Source organism: Myxococcus sp. CA005, assembly GCF_006518205.1.
In the GTDB taxonomy this organism is placed as follows: domain Bacteria; phylum Myxococcota; class Myxococcia; order Myxococcales; family Myxococcaceae; genus Myxococcus; species Myxococcus xanthus.
This window is the reverse complement of the sequence record NZ_SRLV01000022.1, coordinates 95,490-112,072: the sequence shown is the minus strand read 5'-3', so window position 1 is coordinate 112,072 and position 16,583 is coordinate 95,490. Positions and strand designations below refer to the sequence as shown.

Annotated in this window: 11 protein-coding genes; 1 reads left to right on the top strand and 10 read right to left on the bottom strand. The window is 70.1% G+C overall.

The genetic code is table 11. From position 1 onward, the window contains the following. Positions 1-133 precede the first annotated feature (133 nt). The 10 genes from FMQ63_RS12660 to FMQ63_RS12615 form a co-directional block, all read right to left on the bottom strand. Positions 134-1,864, bottom strand: a complete 1,731-nt coding sequence (locus FMQ63_RS12660) for a chloride channel protein (protein ID WP_216609315.1) — start codon at positions 1,862-1,864, stop codon at positions 134-136. 438 nt (positions 1,865-2,302) lie between these two features. Further along, complete coding sequence (locus FMQ63_RS12655) at positions 2,303-5,152, bottom strand: Ig-like domain-containing protein (protein ID WP_225909660.1); 2,850 nt, start codon at positions 5,150-5,152, stop codon at positions 2,303-2,305. Between the two features lie 252 nt (positions 5,153-5,404). Further along, positions 5,405-6,373 (bottom strand): ornithine cyclodeaminase family protein, encoded by a 969-nt coding sequence (locus tag FMQ63_RS12650; RefSeq protein WP_011557370.1) that lies wholly within the window; start codon positions 6,371-6,373, stop codon positions 5,405-5,407. Positions 6,374-6,394: 21 nt separating this feature from the next. Further along, positions 6,395-6,820: a DUF4326 domain-containing protein gene (locus FMQ63_RS12645; protein ID WP_011557369.1), complete on the bottom strand. Its 426-nt coding sequence runs from the start codon at positions 6,818-6,820 to the stop codon at positions 6,395-6,397. Between the two features lie 19 nt (positions 6,821-6,839). Next, positions 6,840-7,118 carry a hypothetical protein gene (locus FMQ63_RS12640; protein WP_020480693.1) on the bottom strand — a complete coding sequence of 93 codons (279 nt, stop codon included), beginning with the start codon at positions 7,116-7,118 and terminating at the stop codon, positions 6,840-6,842. Between the two features lie 102 nt (positions 7,119-7,220). After that, complete coding sequence (locus FMQ63_RS12635; protein WP_020478621.1) at positions 7,221-7,979, bottom strand: class I SAM-dependent methyltransferase; 759 nt, start codon at positions 7,977-7,979, stop codon at positions 7,221-7,223. Positions 7,980-8,018: 39 nt separating this feature from the next. Continuing rightward, positions 8,019-11,822: an FG-GAP-like repeat-containing protein gene (locus FMQ63_RS12630; RefSeq protein ID WP_011557365.1), complete on the bottom strand. Its 3,804-nt coding sequence runs from the start codon at positions 11,820-11,822 to the stop codon at positions 8,019-8,021. Between the two features lie 40 nt (positions 11,823-11,862). Beyond that, the gene (locus tag FMQ63_RS12625) at positions 11,863-13,410 is read right to left on the bottom strand and encodes a hypothetical protein (protein WP_011557364.1); all 1,548 of its coding nucleotides are present in this window, start codon (positions 13,408-13,410) and stop codon (positions 11,863-11,865) included. Continuing rightward, complete coding sequence (locus tag FMQ63_RS12620; protein ID WP_011557363.1) at positions 13,407-14,360, bottom strand: hypothetical protein; 954 nt, start codon at positions 14,358-14,360, stop codon at positions 13,407-13,409. Before FMQ63_RS12620 ends, FMQ63_RS12625 begins: the two co-directional genes overlap by 4 nt. Further along, positions 14,357-14,920 carry an RNA polymerase sigma factor gene (locus tag FMQ63_RS12615; RefSeq protein ID WP_020478620.1) on the bottom strand — a complete coding sequence of 188 codons (564 nt, stop codon included), beginning with the start codon at positions 14,918-14,920 and terminating at the stop codon, positions 14,357-14,359. Before FMQ63_RS12615 ends, FMQ63_RS12620 begins: the two co-directional genes overlap by 4 nt. Positions 14,921-15,240: 320 nt before the next feature. Between FMQ63_RS12615 and FMQ63_RS12610 the strand changes: the two genes are divergently transcribed. Beyond that, a complete protein-coding gene (locus tag FMQ63_RS12610) occupies positions 15,241-16,581 on the top strand; it encodes an AHH domain-containing protein (protein ID WP_026113901.1) in 1,341 nt (446 codons plus the stop codon). Positions 16,582-16,583 lie beyond the last annotated feature (2 nt).

Genomic DNA, 16,583 nt, shown 5'->3' with positions numbered 1-16,583 from the left:
GACATCAGGGACTTCGGGCGGTGGGCGGCGGAGCAGGACGACGCTCAGCACCAGGCACAGCATGCCTATGAGCACGATGCTCCATGCGCGCGCCGGTCCGTGCAGCATCCGTCTGTCTTCCACACCGCGTTCCTCAGAAGGTCCCCTGCTTCAACACGTCCTGCTTGGAGATTGTGCCCAGCAGGCGCCGCTCTCCGTCCACGACGGGGAGCCGCTCCAGGGAGGTCTCCGTGAAGCGGACGGCGACCTCGCTCAGGGACAGTCCCGGGGTAATCGGGCGCACGCGCATGTCCATCACGTCCGCGGCGATGGTGGCGTGCAGCTGTGAGTGGTCCGGCAGATGCCCCTTCAACTGGTCGAGCACCAGCGCGCCCCGGTACCGGCCCGCCTCATCAGTGACGTAGAGGTCCTGGCCCAGGGGCTGCTCCAGTAGGAACGCGAGCACCTGCTGGAGCGGCGCTGACGGAGGTACGCGCTGGTGCACGGGCTTGAGCAGCGCGCGGGCGCCTTCCTGGCGCAGCCAGTGCGGCACGGTGGCGGGGACGCGCACGTTGCGGCGGTTGAGCACGGAGGTGTACAGCGACTCCGGCTCCAGGCGCTGGCTGACGACCGCGGACACCACCGCGCTGAGCATCAGCGGCAGCACCAGCGGGTAGTCGCCGGTGAGCTCGAAGATGAGGAGCACCGCGGACACCGACGCGTGCGTGGTGCCCGCCAGCACCGCGCCCATGCCCAGCAGCGCGTAGGCGCCGCTGGGCGCGCCGCCGGGCAGCACCCATTCGGCGAGCATGCCAAAGGCGCCGCCCAGCAGTCCGCCGTAGAAGAGGGATGGGGTGAAGAGTCCGCCGGGCACGCCGGCGCCGGCGCAGGTGGCGGTGAGGGCCAGCTTCGCCAGCGGAAGCAGCAGCAGGTGGGCCAGGGAGAGCTTGCCGAGCAGCGCCCCGTTCACCGCGTCATAGCCGTTGCCCAGAAGCTGCGGCAGCCACACTGCCGTCACGCCCACCACCGTCATGGACATCAGGGGTAGGAAGGGCGCCAGCCACGCGGCGGCCCTGTCCAACAGGTCCGACATGACGTTGATGCCGCGCACGTAGAAGGCGGACGCGACGCCCAGCACCACGCCCAGCAGCATGGCCAGCACTAGCTCGCGCGGGTGCAGCAGCGTGTAGTGGGGAATCACGAAACTGGGGTGGTCCGCGATGAGGCCGCGTGACACGAGCGTCGCCACCACGCACGAGACGACGATGGGGCCGAACAGCTCCAGCGCGAAGCTGCCCAGCAGCACCTCCAGGCCGAAGAGGGCCGCGCCAATGGGGACGTTGTACGCGGAGGCCATGCCCGCGGACGCGCCGCAGGCCACCAGCAGGCGGGCCTGGCCGGGGCCCAGCCGCAGCCAGCGGGCCAGCGACGAGCCACTGGCCGCGCCGGTGGACAGCAGCGCGCCCTCGCGGCCCAGCGGCGCGCCCATCGCCACGGCGAGGATGGAGACCAGCCCCCGCAGCAGCGCGCGCGGCAGCGACAGGCGGCCGGACTTCACCCAGATGGATTCGATGATGCCCGCGGTGCCGTGGCCCCGCATGGGCCGGCCGACGATGAGCGTCAGCAGCGTCACCAGCGCGCCGCCGAGAATCGGGATGAGCACCCGGCGCCACGTGGGGGCCGCCGCGACGCCGGCCAGGAAGTCCTCGCCCGCGCTGCGCCAGAAGAGCTGCTGGGTGAAGCGCAGCACCTTGAGTAGCGCCACCGCGCCCAACCCCGCGATGAGCCCCACCGCGACGACGAGCAGCCAGAAGCGCTGCTCCGGGCCGGTGAGGCGCCCCATCAGCGCCCGGACGGATCCGCCCCGCCCGTGGGCGCCGTCCATGCCGGGAGGGCCGTTGGCTGCGTGTCGGGCACCCACGCGGATCCAAGTTAGGCGCTGCTTTCGGGCGGGAAGGGCCGGGGGCCCCGGGCTGGCCGTCACCCGGCCGTGGGACGGGGCCCCGCGCCGCCTCGCGCCGACCTGGGAACGGCTTGCGTCCGGGGCCGTATGCCTGATGGGGAGGGGCGGGCAGGCGGCTCCTGATTGGCGCGGCGCTTGCCCTCCTGAAACTGAAACAGGTGGCAGGTGTCCGCTCGAGGGCTGCCGCCGGGGGCGGGGCGTCCGTGCACCGGGCCGTTGGTGCGCCGCCTACCGCGAGGAGCGCCAGGCGGCGTGCATCGTAGGGCTGGCGGGCCGCCGCGGCCTCGCACGTGTTGGCCGCGGCGCTCCACGTCGCCGGAGCCCACCCAGGATGTCAGGGTGGGCCCTGCGCTCACCGCGTCAGTTGCTGACGACGATGTTGAAGCTCTGCACGGCGAAGTTGCCCACGCCGTCGTTCATCCACAGGTCGATGGTGTGCGCGCCGTTCACCATCTCCCGCGTGTCGAACTGCGCCGTCCACGTCCCATCCGACTGCTGGGTGCCCACGCGGATGCCGGACATGTCGCGGCTGAAGCCCACGTTCGTCACCGGGCCGAAGTTGTCGGTGACGCGTGCGCGCACGGTGATGGTGCCGCTGACGGTGCTGCCCGCGGTGGGGCTGAGCAGCGTGGCCGTGGGGGCCTGCACGTCGTAGTTCACCCGGCGCACGAGGTTGGCCGTCATGCCCGTCTCGCTGATGACGGAGATGCCCAGCGTGTTGACGCCCGGGGCCAGCGTCACCGACGTCTGAATCTGGCCGCCGCCGCGAGGCAGGTGGAAGGGCTCCCCTCCGTTGACGCGCACCGTGGTGGCGGAGACCGTCTGCACGTTGATGGCGTACTGGAAGGTGCCGTTGGGCAGCGGGCCGTAGATTTGGCCGTCCGCGAAGTTGGTGCTCACCACGGGCGTGCCCGCGTCCACCCACAGGTACAGCAGCTTCTCGGTGACGTTGCCGGCGCTGTCGGTGGCGCGCACCAGGATGACCTGGTTGCCGTAGCTGACGTTCACCGGGTGCTCCACGGTGCCGTTGCCGAACTCCAGGAGCGAGCTGTTCACCCACTGCGTCTCCACGCGCACGGGCGTCTGGTCCTGCACGGACGAGCGCACCGTCACCACCGGCGTGTTCACCGCGGCGTTCTCCGCGGGCGACAGGATGGTGAGGATGGGGGCCACCCGGTCCACCGTGAGGTTGACCTGCTTGGTGGTGACGCCGCCGAAGCTGTCTCGCGCGGTCATCTGGATGATGTTGGGGCCTTCTTCCAGGGTGATGGAGGTGTGGATGAGGCCGCCGTTGCCCGGCGTGAGGACGATGGGCGCGCCGCCGTTGATGATGAACGCGGCGTAGGTGATGACGGCGCCCGGCGCGCGCGGCGTGGCGTAGCCCCAGATGTCCAGCGCCGTCTCCCGCGTGAAGGCCGGCGGGTTGCCGATGGTGACCATGGGCGTCAGGTGGGGGAACGGGTCGATGATGAGGGTGCTCGACGCCGTGCTGCCCAGCAGGTTGGCCAGCGGGGCCTGCCGCTCCACGCCGGAGTACACCGCGCGGTAGTCCTGCGCTCCGGTGATGGTCCAACTGTCCACCGCGGGCACCCAGTTGAAGGCGTAGATGCCGTCGCCATCCGCGTCCACGTCCGCGCCCACGGGCACGCCCGCGACGTAGAAGGTGACGACGCCATGGGCCGGGCCCGGGACGATGGCGCCCCCGTTCGTCACGCGCGCCGACAGCAGGGTGCCGTTGCCAACGGTGACGCGGGCGTTGGCCGCGGGCGTCACGATGGTGGTGACGGTGGGCAGGCCCGTCACGGGCGGCAGGGGCGGGGTGTATGCCGCCACGCGCGCGGAGCCAGTGACGCCGGGCGCGCCGCCGGACGAAGCGATGAGCGTCACCGCGGAGGTGAGCGCGGGCAGCAGCCGGGGCGGCGCATTGACGGTGACGGTGACGGTGCCTTCGCCACCCGCGGGCAGGAAGAGGGTGACGGGGCTCACGGACGCGGTCCACCCGGGCAGGCCGCCCTGGGTGCTCAGCGTGTACGTGTCCGCCTGATAGCCGTGGTTCTTCACGGTGAAGGTGAACATGGCCTGCTGCGGCGACGGGTTGTCGATGCTCAGTTCCTGCCGCTCCGCGCCGACGACGGAGACGCGCACGCTGAAGTCACCGAAGCACGACAGGCCCAGGGCCGCGAAGGTGGTGGGGATGTCGAAGGTGGCCGAGCCGGTGCGCCAGCTGCCGTCCGGCGACTGCCGCGTCTTCATCCACTCAATCGCGTTGCGCAGGCGCGGGTCGGTGGCGGGCTCACGGCCCGCGAGGCACAGCGCGTAGATGGCGCTGCCGGTGGCGAAGTCGTTGGACTCCTCGTTGGGCAGGTTGCCCCAGCCCGCGTTGCCGGGGGACGTGCGGGTGATGAGCCGCTCGGCCAGGGTGTTGATGGCGCCGGTGTTGACGTCGTTGAGGCCGGGGCCCGCGGCCTTGAGGCCCAGCACCGTCCAGGCCACCTGGAAGGTGTAGGGCATGCCGTTGCCGGGCGCGCTGGTGTCGTTGTTGTTGAGGTTGGCGCGCAGGTACGCGGCGGCGCGGTCCAGCGCGGCCTGGTACGTGGCGGCGCGCGCGGGGTCCACGCGCTGCTTCGCCTGGGCCATGCCCGTCATGATGCGCGCGGTGGTGGACACGCTGCCGTGGTCCACGGGGAAGTGCGCGTGGTCGCTCGGCCACCGGCCGCTGGGCTCCTGCGTGGTCAGCGCCCAGTTGGCCGCGTTCACCAGCGCGTTGCTGTACTGGGTGGAGACGTTCTCGTCGTAGCCCGCCAGGCCGAAGACGGAGAAGGACGTCTTCTCGTAGCGGAACGCGGTGCCCTCGTGAATCCACGAGCCGTTGGCGAGCTGGTCATTGCGGATGCGCTGGGCCAGCAGCTCCAGGTTGGCCAGGTTGGTGCGCCCGTTACCGACGACCGCGTTCATGTCGTAGCCGTTGGCGCGCGCGCTCGACAGGCCGTACACCACCGCGCCCTGACGGTGGCAGGCCACGCAGTTGTTCTCCTGCGTCCAGTGCACCACGTCCGCGCTGAGGAAGTTGATGGCCCGCTGCGTGGACTGGGTGTTCGTCTGCGTCTGCGCGGCTGAGGGAAGGGCGACGACGAGCGGGACGAGCGCCACCAGCCGCAGCAAGAGCGCGGGGAGGTGGCGCCAGGAGGGACGCCGGGGGACGTGAGCCATCTGAGGTCTCCGAAGAGAGGCGGGTGCCGGGATTGGCACCTCGCGCGACCTCCGGGAGGAGCGCTCCAGACGCACGACGGCAGCGCTGGGCGAGCGCTCTCTCCGCGCTTCACCCAGAGTGGCTGTTGCGGCTTTGAGAGCATCCCCCCCGGACTGCGCGGTTGAAGGAATACTCCTGTGTTGTTGGAACTGTCCAGTCCTGCAGGTTTCGAATGAGTCACAAGATGTACGGGGTAGGGAGGACCCACTGGGTCATCCGTTTCCGATGATGTCGAAGGACTGTCCGAGCCCTCGCGCCAGAGCGGCGTCGTAGAGGGCGCGAGCGAGGGCCACGTCCTGGAGCGCGAGGCCGGTGGAGTCGAAAACGGTGATTTCGGTCGCGCGGGTGCGGCCGGGCTTCTTGCCGGAGACGACTTCACCCAGGGTCCCGGCGATTTGCTCGGGGCGGAGGAGGCCGTCATGCCGCGGCACGTTGACCTCGCCGGAGTGGAGGGCCTGCTCGGTGTCGTCGATGAAGACGCGGCCTTCGGTGAGCAGGCGCGCATCCAGCTCCTGCTTGCCGGGGGCGTCCGCGCCCATGGCGTTGATGTGGACTCCGGGCTGGAACCACTCGCGCTTCACCACGGGGATGCGAGCGGGGGTGGCGGTGCAGACGATGTCGGCGCCGCAGGCTTCCTGGGTGCTGACGATGCGGCCGCCCTTCTCGGCCTGGAGCGCCTTGGCGGCGGCCTCGGAGGTGTCGGCGAGCAGGAGCTCCAGGTTGTCGCCGAAGAGGGCGCGGTGCGAGTCGATGAGCACGCGGGCCTGCACGCCGCAGCCGACGAGGCCCAGGGTGCGCGGCTGCTTCTTCGCGAGGAACTTGGAGGCCACGCCGCCCGCGGCGCCGGTGCGCCAGGCGGTGAGCAGGGTGCCGTCGAGGATGGCCAGCGGGGAGGCGGTGTCCGGGTCGCTGAGGATGTAGAGCGCGCGGACGGTGGGCAGGCCGTGCTTCTCCGGGTTGCGCGGATGGGCGTTGACCCACTTCACGCCAGCGGCGCCGTCGAGGAACGCGGGCATGGCGCGGAAGTCGCCGTCGTAGGAGGGCAGGGACAGGTACACCTTGGGCGGCATCAGCGACTCGCCGAGGCCGTGGGCACGGAAGGCCCGCTCGACGGCGGTGAGGCCGAGCTCGACGGTGTACAGGCTGCGGAGGTCCTTCGCGCTGAGGATGAGGGTGGGCATTGCGGCGCTACATAGCGCTCCCTAATCCGGCTGCGCATCCACCCACTCCGCCAGGATGTCCGCGTGGCAGGGGCCGGGCTTGCACCAGCAGCCCAGGCGTTTGCCACGCAACATCAGCACGGCGGCGCGGTGGTCCGCGTCATGCCGGGTGCGCAGCCCCAGGTACCAGCGGAACGCGTCGAAGGCGTCTTCGTCCGGCCCCATGCGGCGCAGGGCTTCCTGGCGGATGCGTTCCTGCTCCGCCTCCGGAAGCGTCCCCAGCCACGGCGCGAAGTAGGTGCGCAGCATGGCGCCTGGAGTGCGCACGCCTCCGGGCTTGAAGGGGTTGCCGAAGCGGCCGGGCACCGGGTTGAGCGGGCTCGGCTTCGCATAGGCGCGGAAGGCCCGGCCCACGTACACGTCGAAGCCGTCGTGGACATGGACCGCCGTGGTGCGCGTCACGGTCATCGGCGTGGCCTCGCGGACGCTACTTCTTGCGCTTCTTGCCCGCGGCGGGTGCGACGACGGGCTCCGGGGGCTTCTCCGCGGCGGCCTTCAGCGTGTCGCGCTCCTCCTGCACCTTCGCGAGCTGCCCTTCCAGCTCGCTGACGCGCTCCTTCAACGTCGCGTTCTCCCCGCGCAGCGTGTCCGCGTCCTTGCGCAGCGTGTTCGCCTCCACGCGCGCCCGCGTCAGTTCGCGCGACGACGTGCAACCCACGGCGAGGGGAACCACCGCCAGCGACACCACCGTCATCCATGCCTTCATGTGATTCAGCTCCTGGACGCCCGGGCCCAAGGCCTTGAGCCCAGTCGGCCCGGCGTCGTGGCGCGGAGCGTAGGCATGGAGCCTGCGTCACAGGAAGCCGCGTCAATTGGTTGTATCTCCAACGACACTGTCGCGGACCTCGTGAATCCAGACGTGCTCCAGGCCCCAGGTGAAGAGCAGCCGATGCTTGGAGAGGACGGTGAAGCCCGGGGCCTCCACCGGCCGAGTCACGGTGATGACGCGCGTGCCGGGGCGGCAGGTGCGGAAGCGCTCCACCAGCCGGGCCCGCGTCCGCGGCGTCAGCGCCGTCCAGTTGGTGAAGACATGCGTGGCATCCTGGAGGTCCGCGCGGGTCGCGTCGCCCACGATGAGCTGCGCGCCTGCCTTCTCCACGGACTTTCGGGCCAGGTCCACGTGGTGCTGCATCAACTCCACGCCGCGAGCCTCCGCGCCCAGCCAGCGCGCGGCCAGCAGCGTGCGGCCCCGCCCCGCGCCCAGGTCCACCAGCCGCGAGCCACGGCCCAGCCCGGCCTTCCAGAAGAGCCACACCCCTGTGTGCACTGGCATCTCGCCGTACATCAGTTCCTTGAAAATCTGCCCGCTCGTCTGGAGGACTCGCGTCGTTTCGAACGAGCGCTTCAGGCGGTAGGGCGAGACGCGCACCTCGCGCAGCCACAGGCCCAGGTAGGGCGGAAGCAGCCGGGGCCTGCGCAGCAGCACCAGGACGTCGAAGAGCCGGGTGAACAGCTCAATGAACACGATGCTGATGCGCAGGACGACCAGCGCCGGCAGGGACATGCCGTAGTCGTCGTCCTGCTCGGGCGGGGGAGAGGGGCGCTCCGTCATGTCCGTGGAGCGCATGAGGATAGCACCCTGCTGTGGGGTGCTGGTTGCTCCATGTCAGCGGATGCGCATCAACGTGGTGCCGGAGCTGAGGAAGCCTCCTCCGGTGAGCACCTCGGGGACGCCATCGTGGTCGACGTCCAGCAGGACCACATCGTGCGGTGCGTACAGGGTTCCGAAGCAACGCGCGGAACCCCAGTCGCTGTGCCACTGCGAGGGCAGGACACAGACGGCCCGGAGTTCCGGTGTCGAGACCAGGAGCTCGGGAAGACCGTCCCCATCCAGGTCGCTCGCGGTGAGCCCTGCCGCGCTGCCGCCCGTTCGAAGGAACTGGCGGTCGTAGAACACGAAGTTGCTGGAGCCGAACATCGGGACCACTCCGCCCGCGGCGGACCCCGCGCACGTCACGGCCATGTCCATGTGCTCATCGAGGTTCAAGTCCGCGAACATCAGTCCTGAGGGAGCGCAGGTGGAGATCAATGGCGTGTACTCTCGTACCTTGACCATCGTGCCGTTCGCCCGTCCCTCGAACATGACCAGCTCGAAGCTTGGGTAGGTTCTCCGCAGCACGACCAGGTCCGCCCTCCCATCCCGGTTCAGGTCCTTCAATGCGAGCTGGCTCAACGTGGAGTAGGTGGTGAGCACGCCCGCAGCCACGAAGTGCCCCTCGCCCTGGTTGTGAAGGAGATGCACGTCATAGGTGGAGAACCCGCCATCTTCGCGCCTGGTGGCCACGGCCAGGTCAAGGTCCCCGTCTCCATCGATATCGCCAGCGGCCACCAGGCTCGAAAGGGCGCCCGAAGTCACTCCCTCTAGCGAAAGCTCCTCCGCCGCGGCGAAGGTCCCGTCCCCGTTGCCGCGCAGCAGCACCAGCGAGCGGTTGGGTGGCGTGCTCGTGGCACTCATCGCGAGCAGGTCCATTGTCGGGCCGGAGTCGAAGCGGTCCGCCAGCAGCTTCCATATGCCCGGGGGAACCGGAGCTGGGCCCCGGTGCTCGAATCCACCGCCCGTTCGGGTGAGGTGGGCCTGGACGCCGCCGTCGACGAGTGAAGCCACATCGGTGTGGCCATCGCCATCAAAGTCCCCCGTTGCGAAGAGCCAGCCGATGTCCGGACGCGTGGGCAGTTCCAGGTCCCAGATGACATGGACGGTGTTGTGCATGCCGGAGAGCACCGCCAGGTCCGTCTTGCCGCTGCCGTTGAAGTCCGCCGCCACCAGATACGAGGGGTTCATCCCCGTGGCGAGCGTCCTGGATTCGAAGGTTCCATCTCCTCTTCCTTGGAGGAGGGTGAGGGTGTCGCTGTCCGCGTGCACATAGGCCAGGTCCTGCGTGCCATTCCCGTCCAAGTCCCCCGCGATGAGGTGGCTCCGGTTTCCGAAGCTGTGCCACGTGTGCTGGTGCAGACGCACGGGCGCCGTGAAGCGGCCGTGGCCGTCACCTGTCAGCAGGTGGATGGAGGACTCCCGGTTCCCCACCACGAGGGCCACGATGTCGAGGTGGCCATCACCGTTGAAGTCCGTGGTCACCGCATGGGGCACGGGGCCGTCAAGCGTGCCCAGGAACTCCTTGGTGAAGGTGAGGAGCCCTCTGCCATAGAAGCCATGGAGGGAGGGGCCCACCACCATCAGGTCCACCAGCCCATCCTGGTCGAAGTCCCCCGTGACAACGGAGCCCCTGGGCGCGAACGGCTCCCGAAAGGCCACGGCCAGCCGGCCTCCGCCGGTGTGGCGAAGAACGAGCAAGCTGTCCCGCTGGGACACCACGACTTCAGGCGCGCCGTCACCGTCTATGTCCAGCACGGCGGGAGGCGTGATGTCATAGGTCGAGGAGTGGCTGACTGCGTCCAGCACGTAGTTGATGACAGGTTGCTCGAACGCGCCGTTTCCTTGCCCGCGCAAGAAGGAGACGCATCGGCAGTAGTTGGCTTCCGCCGCAATCAGGTCCAGCACGCCGTCCCGGTCCAGGTCCGCGGAGACCAGGTGCTCGGCCGTCACGGAGAGGTGGGGGGTGTTCTCCGCCTCGAACGCGCCGTTGCCGATTCCGCGGAGGAAGGTGACCCCGGGGCTGTTGTCGTGGCGGGCGGCGAGGTCCAGCTTCCCGTCTTGATTGAAGTCGCCAAGCGCCAGTCCATGGGACATGCCCGCGACTTCCTGGGTCACCCGCTGCACGGGGCCCGTGTCCAGATTCACCTCGCAGCGCCTCTCCGGTGCGGTCAGCGCCACGGTGTGCGTGCGCGTCGCGGAGGCGGTGCCAGGGACGGTGGCGGTGATGCGGAGCCGTGCCTCGGGCGCGGTACCTGGCAGGTCCGTGGGACGGTTCCAGCGGAAGGTGTGTTCGGTGCCCTGCGTGGAGGTCGAAAGCGAGACCAGGCCGGACGCGCGTTCGTAATAGGAGTCCGCCGCTTGGGTCGCGCGGGTGAAGGCGCCACTGCCCGTGGCATCGAACTCCACCAGGACGTCCGCGCGTTCCCCGTCCACCTGCCGCAGCGTGTAGGTCACCGGCTGGCAGCCACGGACCGCCGACGGCGTGTCGAGTCGGGTGACCTCCACGGGCGTGGGCTGCGACTTCACGGGCTCACCCGCCGTGGCCGCGGGGCTGTCACCTACGGCGTTGCGAGCCACCACCGAGATTGTCTGTGCCTTCGTGCTGGGCACGTCCTCCAACACGGCGCCGTGCTGGTCCGCGCTCACCTCGATGCGCACGCCCGACGGCTGAGCCATGACGGTGTAGCCGGTGAGGCGTGAGCGTCCGTCGGACACGGGGGGCGCCCACGCTACGGTGAGCGAGCGCACTCCCGGTTCGGCCTGGACGGAGGCGGGCGCGCCCGGCGGTGCATGCGTTCGCGCGGAGGCCGTGCTGCTGTCAGGTCCCTGGCCCACGTCGTTTCGCGCGGACACGGTGAAGGTGTACTCGGTGTCGTCCTGGAGGTTCGTGAAGGTGGCTTCGCTGGCCAGGCCCTCCACCTGGTGCGTGGTGCCACCGGGCGAGGCCGTCACCACGTAGCCGGAGACAGGCAGACCGCCGGTGTCCTCGGGCGGCTGCCAGGAGACGGACACCTCGCGCACACCGGGCGAGGCGGCCACGGACACGGGCGTGCCGGGCTGGGCGGCGGGCACCACGGCGGTGGACTCGGCGGACGCGGGGCCCGCGCCCACGGCGTTCACCGCGTGCACGGTGAAGGTGGAGGCCACGCCGTTGGTCAGCCCGCTCACGGTGGTTGTCCGCACGGGGCTGTCTGTCGCGACACTCGCGCCGCTCGGGTGGGCCGTTACCACGTAGTGAAGAACGGAGCGCCCACCGTCGGACGCGGGGGCGTTCCATGTGACACGCACCTGCCGGTCGCCTCGCTCCACCCCGAGCGCCACCGGCGCGGTGGGCACATCCGGCAGGTTCACGGAGTCCACGCGCGCCACGGGACTCACGCCCACGGCGTTGCGCGCGGTGATGGTGAAGCGGTAGGTGCCTCCGGCGCGCAGGCCGGTGACGCGCGCGGTGGTGCCCTCCACCTGCACCTGGATGCCGTCCTCGAGAGGTTCGACGCCCACGTCGTAGCCGGTAATCGCGCTGCCGCCGTTCTGCGCAGGCTCGAACCAGGAGAGCGTCACCGTGCCTGGGTCCGTCATCGCGGACACCTGGCGCGGTGCGGACGGGGCGGTGGGCTCGGGCGGTTTGGGCGGCCGGAGTTGTTCGCACCGGGAGGCATCCGCCACGCAGACGTTGGCGTCGGGGCAGCACGTCCAGCCGTCGGTGCAGGGGCAGGGCCGCTCACCCTCATTCACAGGGTTGATGCAGCCGGAGAACAGCAGTGCGCCGAGCAACAGGCTCAGGACGCGGGACGGAAGCCAATGCGATGTCTTCATTTCAAGCTTCACAACGAAAGGTGTCCACGCGTTGGACGAATCAGAATGCGCCCGTGAGGCCCAGGGCCGCGCCATCCGAGCTCAGGGTGGCCAGCGGCACGGTGTCCGAGTCGGGCCACAGGAACAGCAGCGCGCCGCTCAGCACCGCCGCGCCGCCGACCCCGTAGAGCACGCCGCTGGCGGTGTTGTAGGTCCGGATGCGGCGGTTGTGCGCGGCGGCTTCCTGCTGCGGCAGTTCGGGCGAGACGCTGCTCCGGATGTCTCGGGCCTCCAGCGTGGCCCACATGCCCGCGCCCGCGGAGGCCACGCCCAGCGCCAGCGCGCCCCAGCCGAGCTGCCTCCGGAGGCTCCCTGAGTCGGAGACCTTCGTCAGCGTCAGAGGCGGCGGCTCGCGGAACGCGAAGTCGGTGACGGTGTCGCTGCCGAAGGGCAAGGTGAAGATGTGCTGGAAGGCCGCGTGCGCGGCGCCGCGTGACGCCACGCGAGGCGCTTCGGCGGAGAGGGACTCCAGCCGCACGACGTCTTGCGCGGTGGGGAGCGCGTACTCCTGTGCTTCATCGCCCATGCGCCGCAGGAAGACAGGGCCGCGAGGAGGCGGGCGCAGCAGGCGCAGGGACTGGCCTTGCGCGTTGTGGAACTCGGCCAGACGAACGCCGTTGGCGTCCTCCAGGAGGTAGTGGGCGCCCTGGGCGCCGTCGACCTCGAGCCGCCGCTCCATCCCCGGGCGCAGGTCCACCAGCAGTTCGGAGCCCTTGGGCGGCCGAGCGTGGAGCTGGGGGCGGAAGCGCTCGTTCGGAATGGCCGCGTTGGCGCGCTCCACGAAGGCGGCGATTTCGCGGTAGCTGACCTGCCCGTCACCGTCCGCGTCCGCCGCGCCGAAGAGGCCCGAGCGCACCTCATGGTTGAAGACGCCGGCCTCGAAGGCCTCCCACTCGTGGCTCTCGCGGGCGGACGAGGTGGACAGCAAGAGGCCCACGTTGTCCGCCAGCGCCAGTCCCACCGCGCGCGTGAAGCCCGCGGGCAGGGGGCGCCGCTGTCCGCCGGGCCCGCGGCTGTAGGCCAGGAAGTACGAGTAGCACGCGTCGACGATGAGGTGGACGCGGTCGGCGCCGAGCTTGCCCACCACGTCCGAGGACAGCGTCTGCCCGGTGAGGGGACCGTCCTCCAGGCTGACGTAGCCCTCGCCGTTGCGCACGTTCCCGTGGCCCGCGTAGACGACGTAGGCCACCGTCTCCACGCCACGGCTGCGCGCGAGGGCGATGTCTTCGCCCAGCTTCTTCACGGAGGAGGCCAGCTCGGGGTGCTTGGGGTCCAGGGCCTCGGCGGCGGCCTGCGGGTGTAGCCGGCGCGTGTTGTCATCCATGCGCGCGAGCAGGTACGTGCGTGCGCCGAGCATGCGGAACAGGTCCAGGTAGCGCGCGGCATCGTCATCCGCGAAGCGCAGCGCGGGCTGGTCCGGTTCATGGCTGCGATTGACGCCGATGATGAGCGCGAAGGATGCGGTGCGCGGCGGAGGCGTCGCGGCCTGTGGTGAGGCGGCGCCCGCGGCCACCGGCAGCAGGGCGAGGAGCAGGGCGGCGAATCTCATGGGATGACCTGGAGCTGGAGCGAGGTGGCGTCCGCGCCAGCGGGGAGCACGGCGTCGAGGTCGCCCTGCTCCACGAGCGCCTCCATCTGCTTCACGGTGAGCGGCGACTCCAGGAAGACAGCGTGGAGGGTGAGGGCCCCGGGAGCGAGCGGATGAGAGATGGCTTCAGGCAGCTCGCGCAAGGTGTCGCCCGGGGGAATGGAGATGGCCGAGGGGTCGCTCGCCGGGTCGGTCCAGCTCGGGTGGTACCAGTAGACGCGGCCCGCGGTGTCCCGGGCGAAGACCATGAGGAAGCGGTGGGCGTCGGGGTTGCGGAAGGCGAAGGCCAGCTCTTGCTCGGGCCGAAGTTTCGGGCCCAGGAGGGTGGTGTGCCCGCCGGGCGCCACGGCATAGGCGAGCAGCCGCGCCTGGGCCGCCGCATTGCCCGCGCCCCGGGCGGTGAAGCCCGCGTCGTCGGTGGAAGCGGAGGGCAGGCGGACCACGAGCAGCGCGAGGCAGGCGACCGCCACAGGTGCGAGCGCCAGGGGCCACCAGCGGGGAACCCGTCTGTCGGACGCCGGGGGCGTGGGCATGGGACGGCGGGACGTTGGCGCCACCGAGGTGTTCGGGCTGGGCACCTGCCGGCCCGGAATGGAGGTTCCATTCCGTGCCTCGCCGACGGGGGCGAGCCGCGCTGGAGCCGAAGGCGCATGTGGGCCGCCCATGCCGTGGAGCACCCGCTGCCAGAGGGACGCGGGCGGCCGTGTTTCGAGCCCCAGGCCCCGGGCCAGCCGTGTCCGCGCATCCGGGGCGGAAGGGTCCAGCCGGGCGAGGAGGAGCTGCCGCTCATAGCGCTCGCGGCAGTGGGCGCAGTCCGGGAGGTGCTCGCGCATGCGCCGTTCGTCCGGGGGCGCGATTCGCCCGGAGAAGTGACGGTCGACGAGGGGGAAGAGGGCGCAGGCGGGGCTCATCGGGCCTCCGGAGTGAGGAGGAACTTCTTGAGGAGTTGGCGGACGCGCAGCTCCTGGTAGGCGAGGGTTGTGCGGCGCATGCGCAGGGCGGCGGCGGCCTCGCGCTGGCTGAGCTGGAGCACGAAGCGAGCCTCGAAGACGGGGGCCCATTTGGGCGGCAGGCTTTCCTGGCGGAAGCGCTCCAGGAGGAAGCTGGCGTCAAGCCCGGGCTCGGGTGGTGTGGGCTCTTCGGAGGCGGAGGACTCCACGGCGAGCTGGGCCAGGGCGTCCGACTCACGCCGCTGACGGCGCACCCGGTCCACGGCGAGGTTGTGGGAGAGCGTGTGCAGCCAGCCTGCCAGGGAGCCGCCCTGGAAGGAGCGGCGCGCGGCCTCGTCGGACACGAGCCGGAGGAAGACGTCGTGGACCACGGTCTCCGCGTCCACAGCCGGGAGGACGCGGACGGCGGCGCGGTACACCGTGTCGAAGTGGTCGCGGTAGCAGGCGTTGAGGACGCGGGCGTCTCCGGCGTGGAACCGGGCAAGCCACGGGCCTGTCTCCGCCGAGGTGTCGTCGCTCAAAGGGCCACGTCTGGAGGGGCCTACGGGGTCCACGAAATGCCCAACGTCCGGGGCGGGGAAAATGGACGAAACCATTTTCCGACGCGCTCTGTCCCACCGCTCATGTCAGGCGTTGGCCCAGGTCACCACCGCGCGCTCCAGCCGGTTCGCGGTCAGGTCCTCCGGGGGAGCAATACATGGGCCTGGTTCGTCCCCTATGGAATCCAGAGGGGGGCGAAGCCGATGCGCCAGCGCTGAGCGTACCCTTGAAGGTTGCCGGCACACCCGGGAGTTGGTTTGACGGGGCGCCTCGCATGGCATCGAGGCCACGGGGGATGCCCATGCGGCTGTCTTGGATGCTCTTGTTGCTGCTCATCGGGCCTGCGTGCTCGACGGTGCGTGTGGTCCGTCTGGACACGGGAGACGTGGCGCCCATCGTACACACACCACGTGATGCGGAAGGCGCCAGTTCCGTGGAACTTGACGATGAGGTGTTCGAGGCCGCCGTGGTGTCATTGGCCCGGGACGTGCGGCCCTCCCTGCATCCACTGCGCGATGCGCGACACCGCTTCGGTGTGCCGGACAGGAGCGGCGTCTATGTGTACGAACGCCGAGGCCAACGGCTGATTCCCGTGGAGGAGCGCGCGGATGGTCCGCGCCTGTTGATGGCTTATGCGGACGAGAGACTGACGCGCGACTACGGTCAATGGTGCGCGCAAAAGCGGCAGCCGGGTGACTGCCTTCGACTGCTGGATGAAGGCCCTCTGCTGGCCAGCGATGGGAAGTACACACTGGCGATGGCCATCGCCATGGACTCGGTCTGGGATGAGACGGCCGAGGCACTGCGCGACATGGCGGATCCGCAGGCCTGGATGGCGACGGTGACGGCGTCCGTCAGCATGTACTTGCTGCTGTGGGCCTTGCCAGAGCCGGTGAGCAAGGGTGTTGCTGCTCTCGTGACGGCGACCGCGATTGCCTACCTGGGCGTGGACACGGTGTGGCTCTTGCTGGATGGGTGGATTGCGCTGGTGCGCCAGGTGGACCGTGCCACGACCTTCGCGCAGCTCAGCGAGGCGGGTGAGGCTTACGGCGAGGTGCTCGGGGAGAACGCCGCGCGCATCTTTGTCATGCTGGCCACGGCGGCCATCGGGAACACGGCGGGGCTGGCGGCGAAGGCGCCCAGGCTACCGGGCTCCTCACAGGCGGCGCTGAACGTCGAGGTGCAGGCGGGCTACCGGTACGCGGCGCTCGGGCGCGTGGAATCTGTGGCGATGACGGCCGATGGTTTCACCGTCGCGCTGGCACCGCATGCCGTGGCGATGGCGGCCGGTGGCTCTAGCGGTGCGGGCCGCATACAGAAGCACCACATCGCCACGAACAAGAACGACGTCTCCGCTGCGCGTGGTGGGCCGTGGACGCCGGAGTTCAGGAGAATCTTCAAGCGTGCCGGGATGGAGCTGAAGGACCCGGAGAACATCGTCCAGATTCAAGGCCACCAAGGTCCGCATCCCCAGGCGTACCACGAACTGGTCTTCAGGCGATTGAACAGCGCGACCGCGCGTTGCCGCAGCGTAGAAGAGTGCCGCAAGGTCCTGACCAAGGCGCTGCAACAACTGGCCAGGGAAGCCGCCACCCAGGGAACGGAGATCAACAAGCTCCTGACCCATGGGCACCCGCGCTAGAA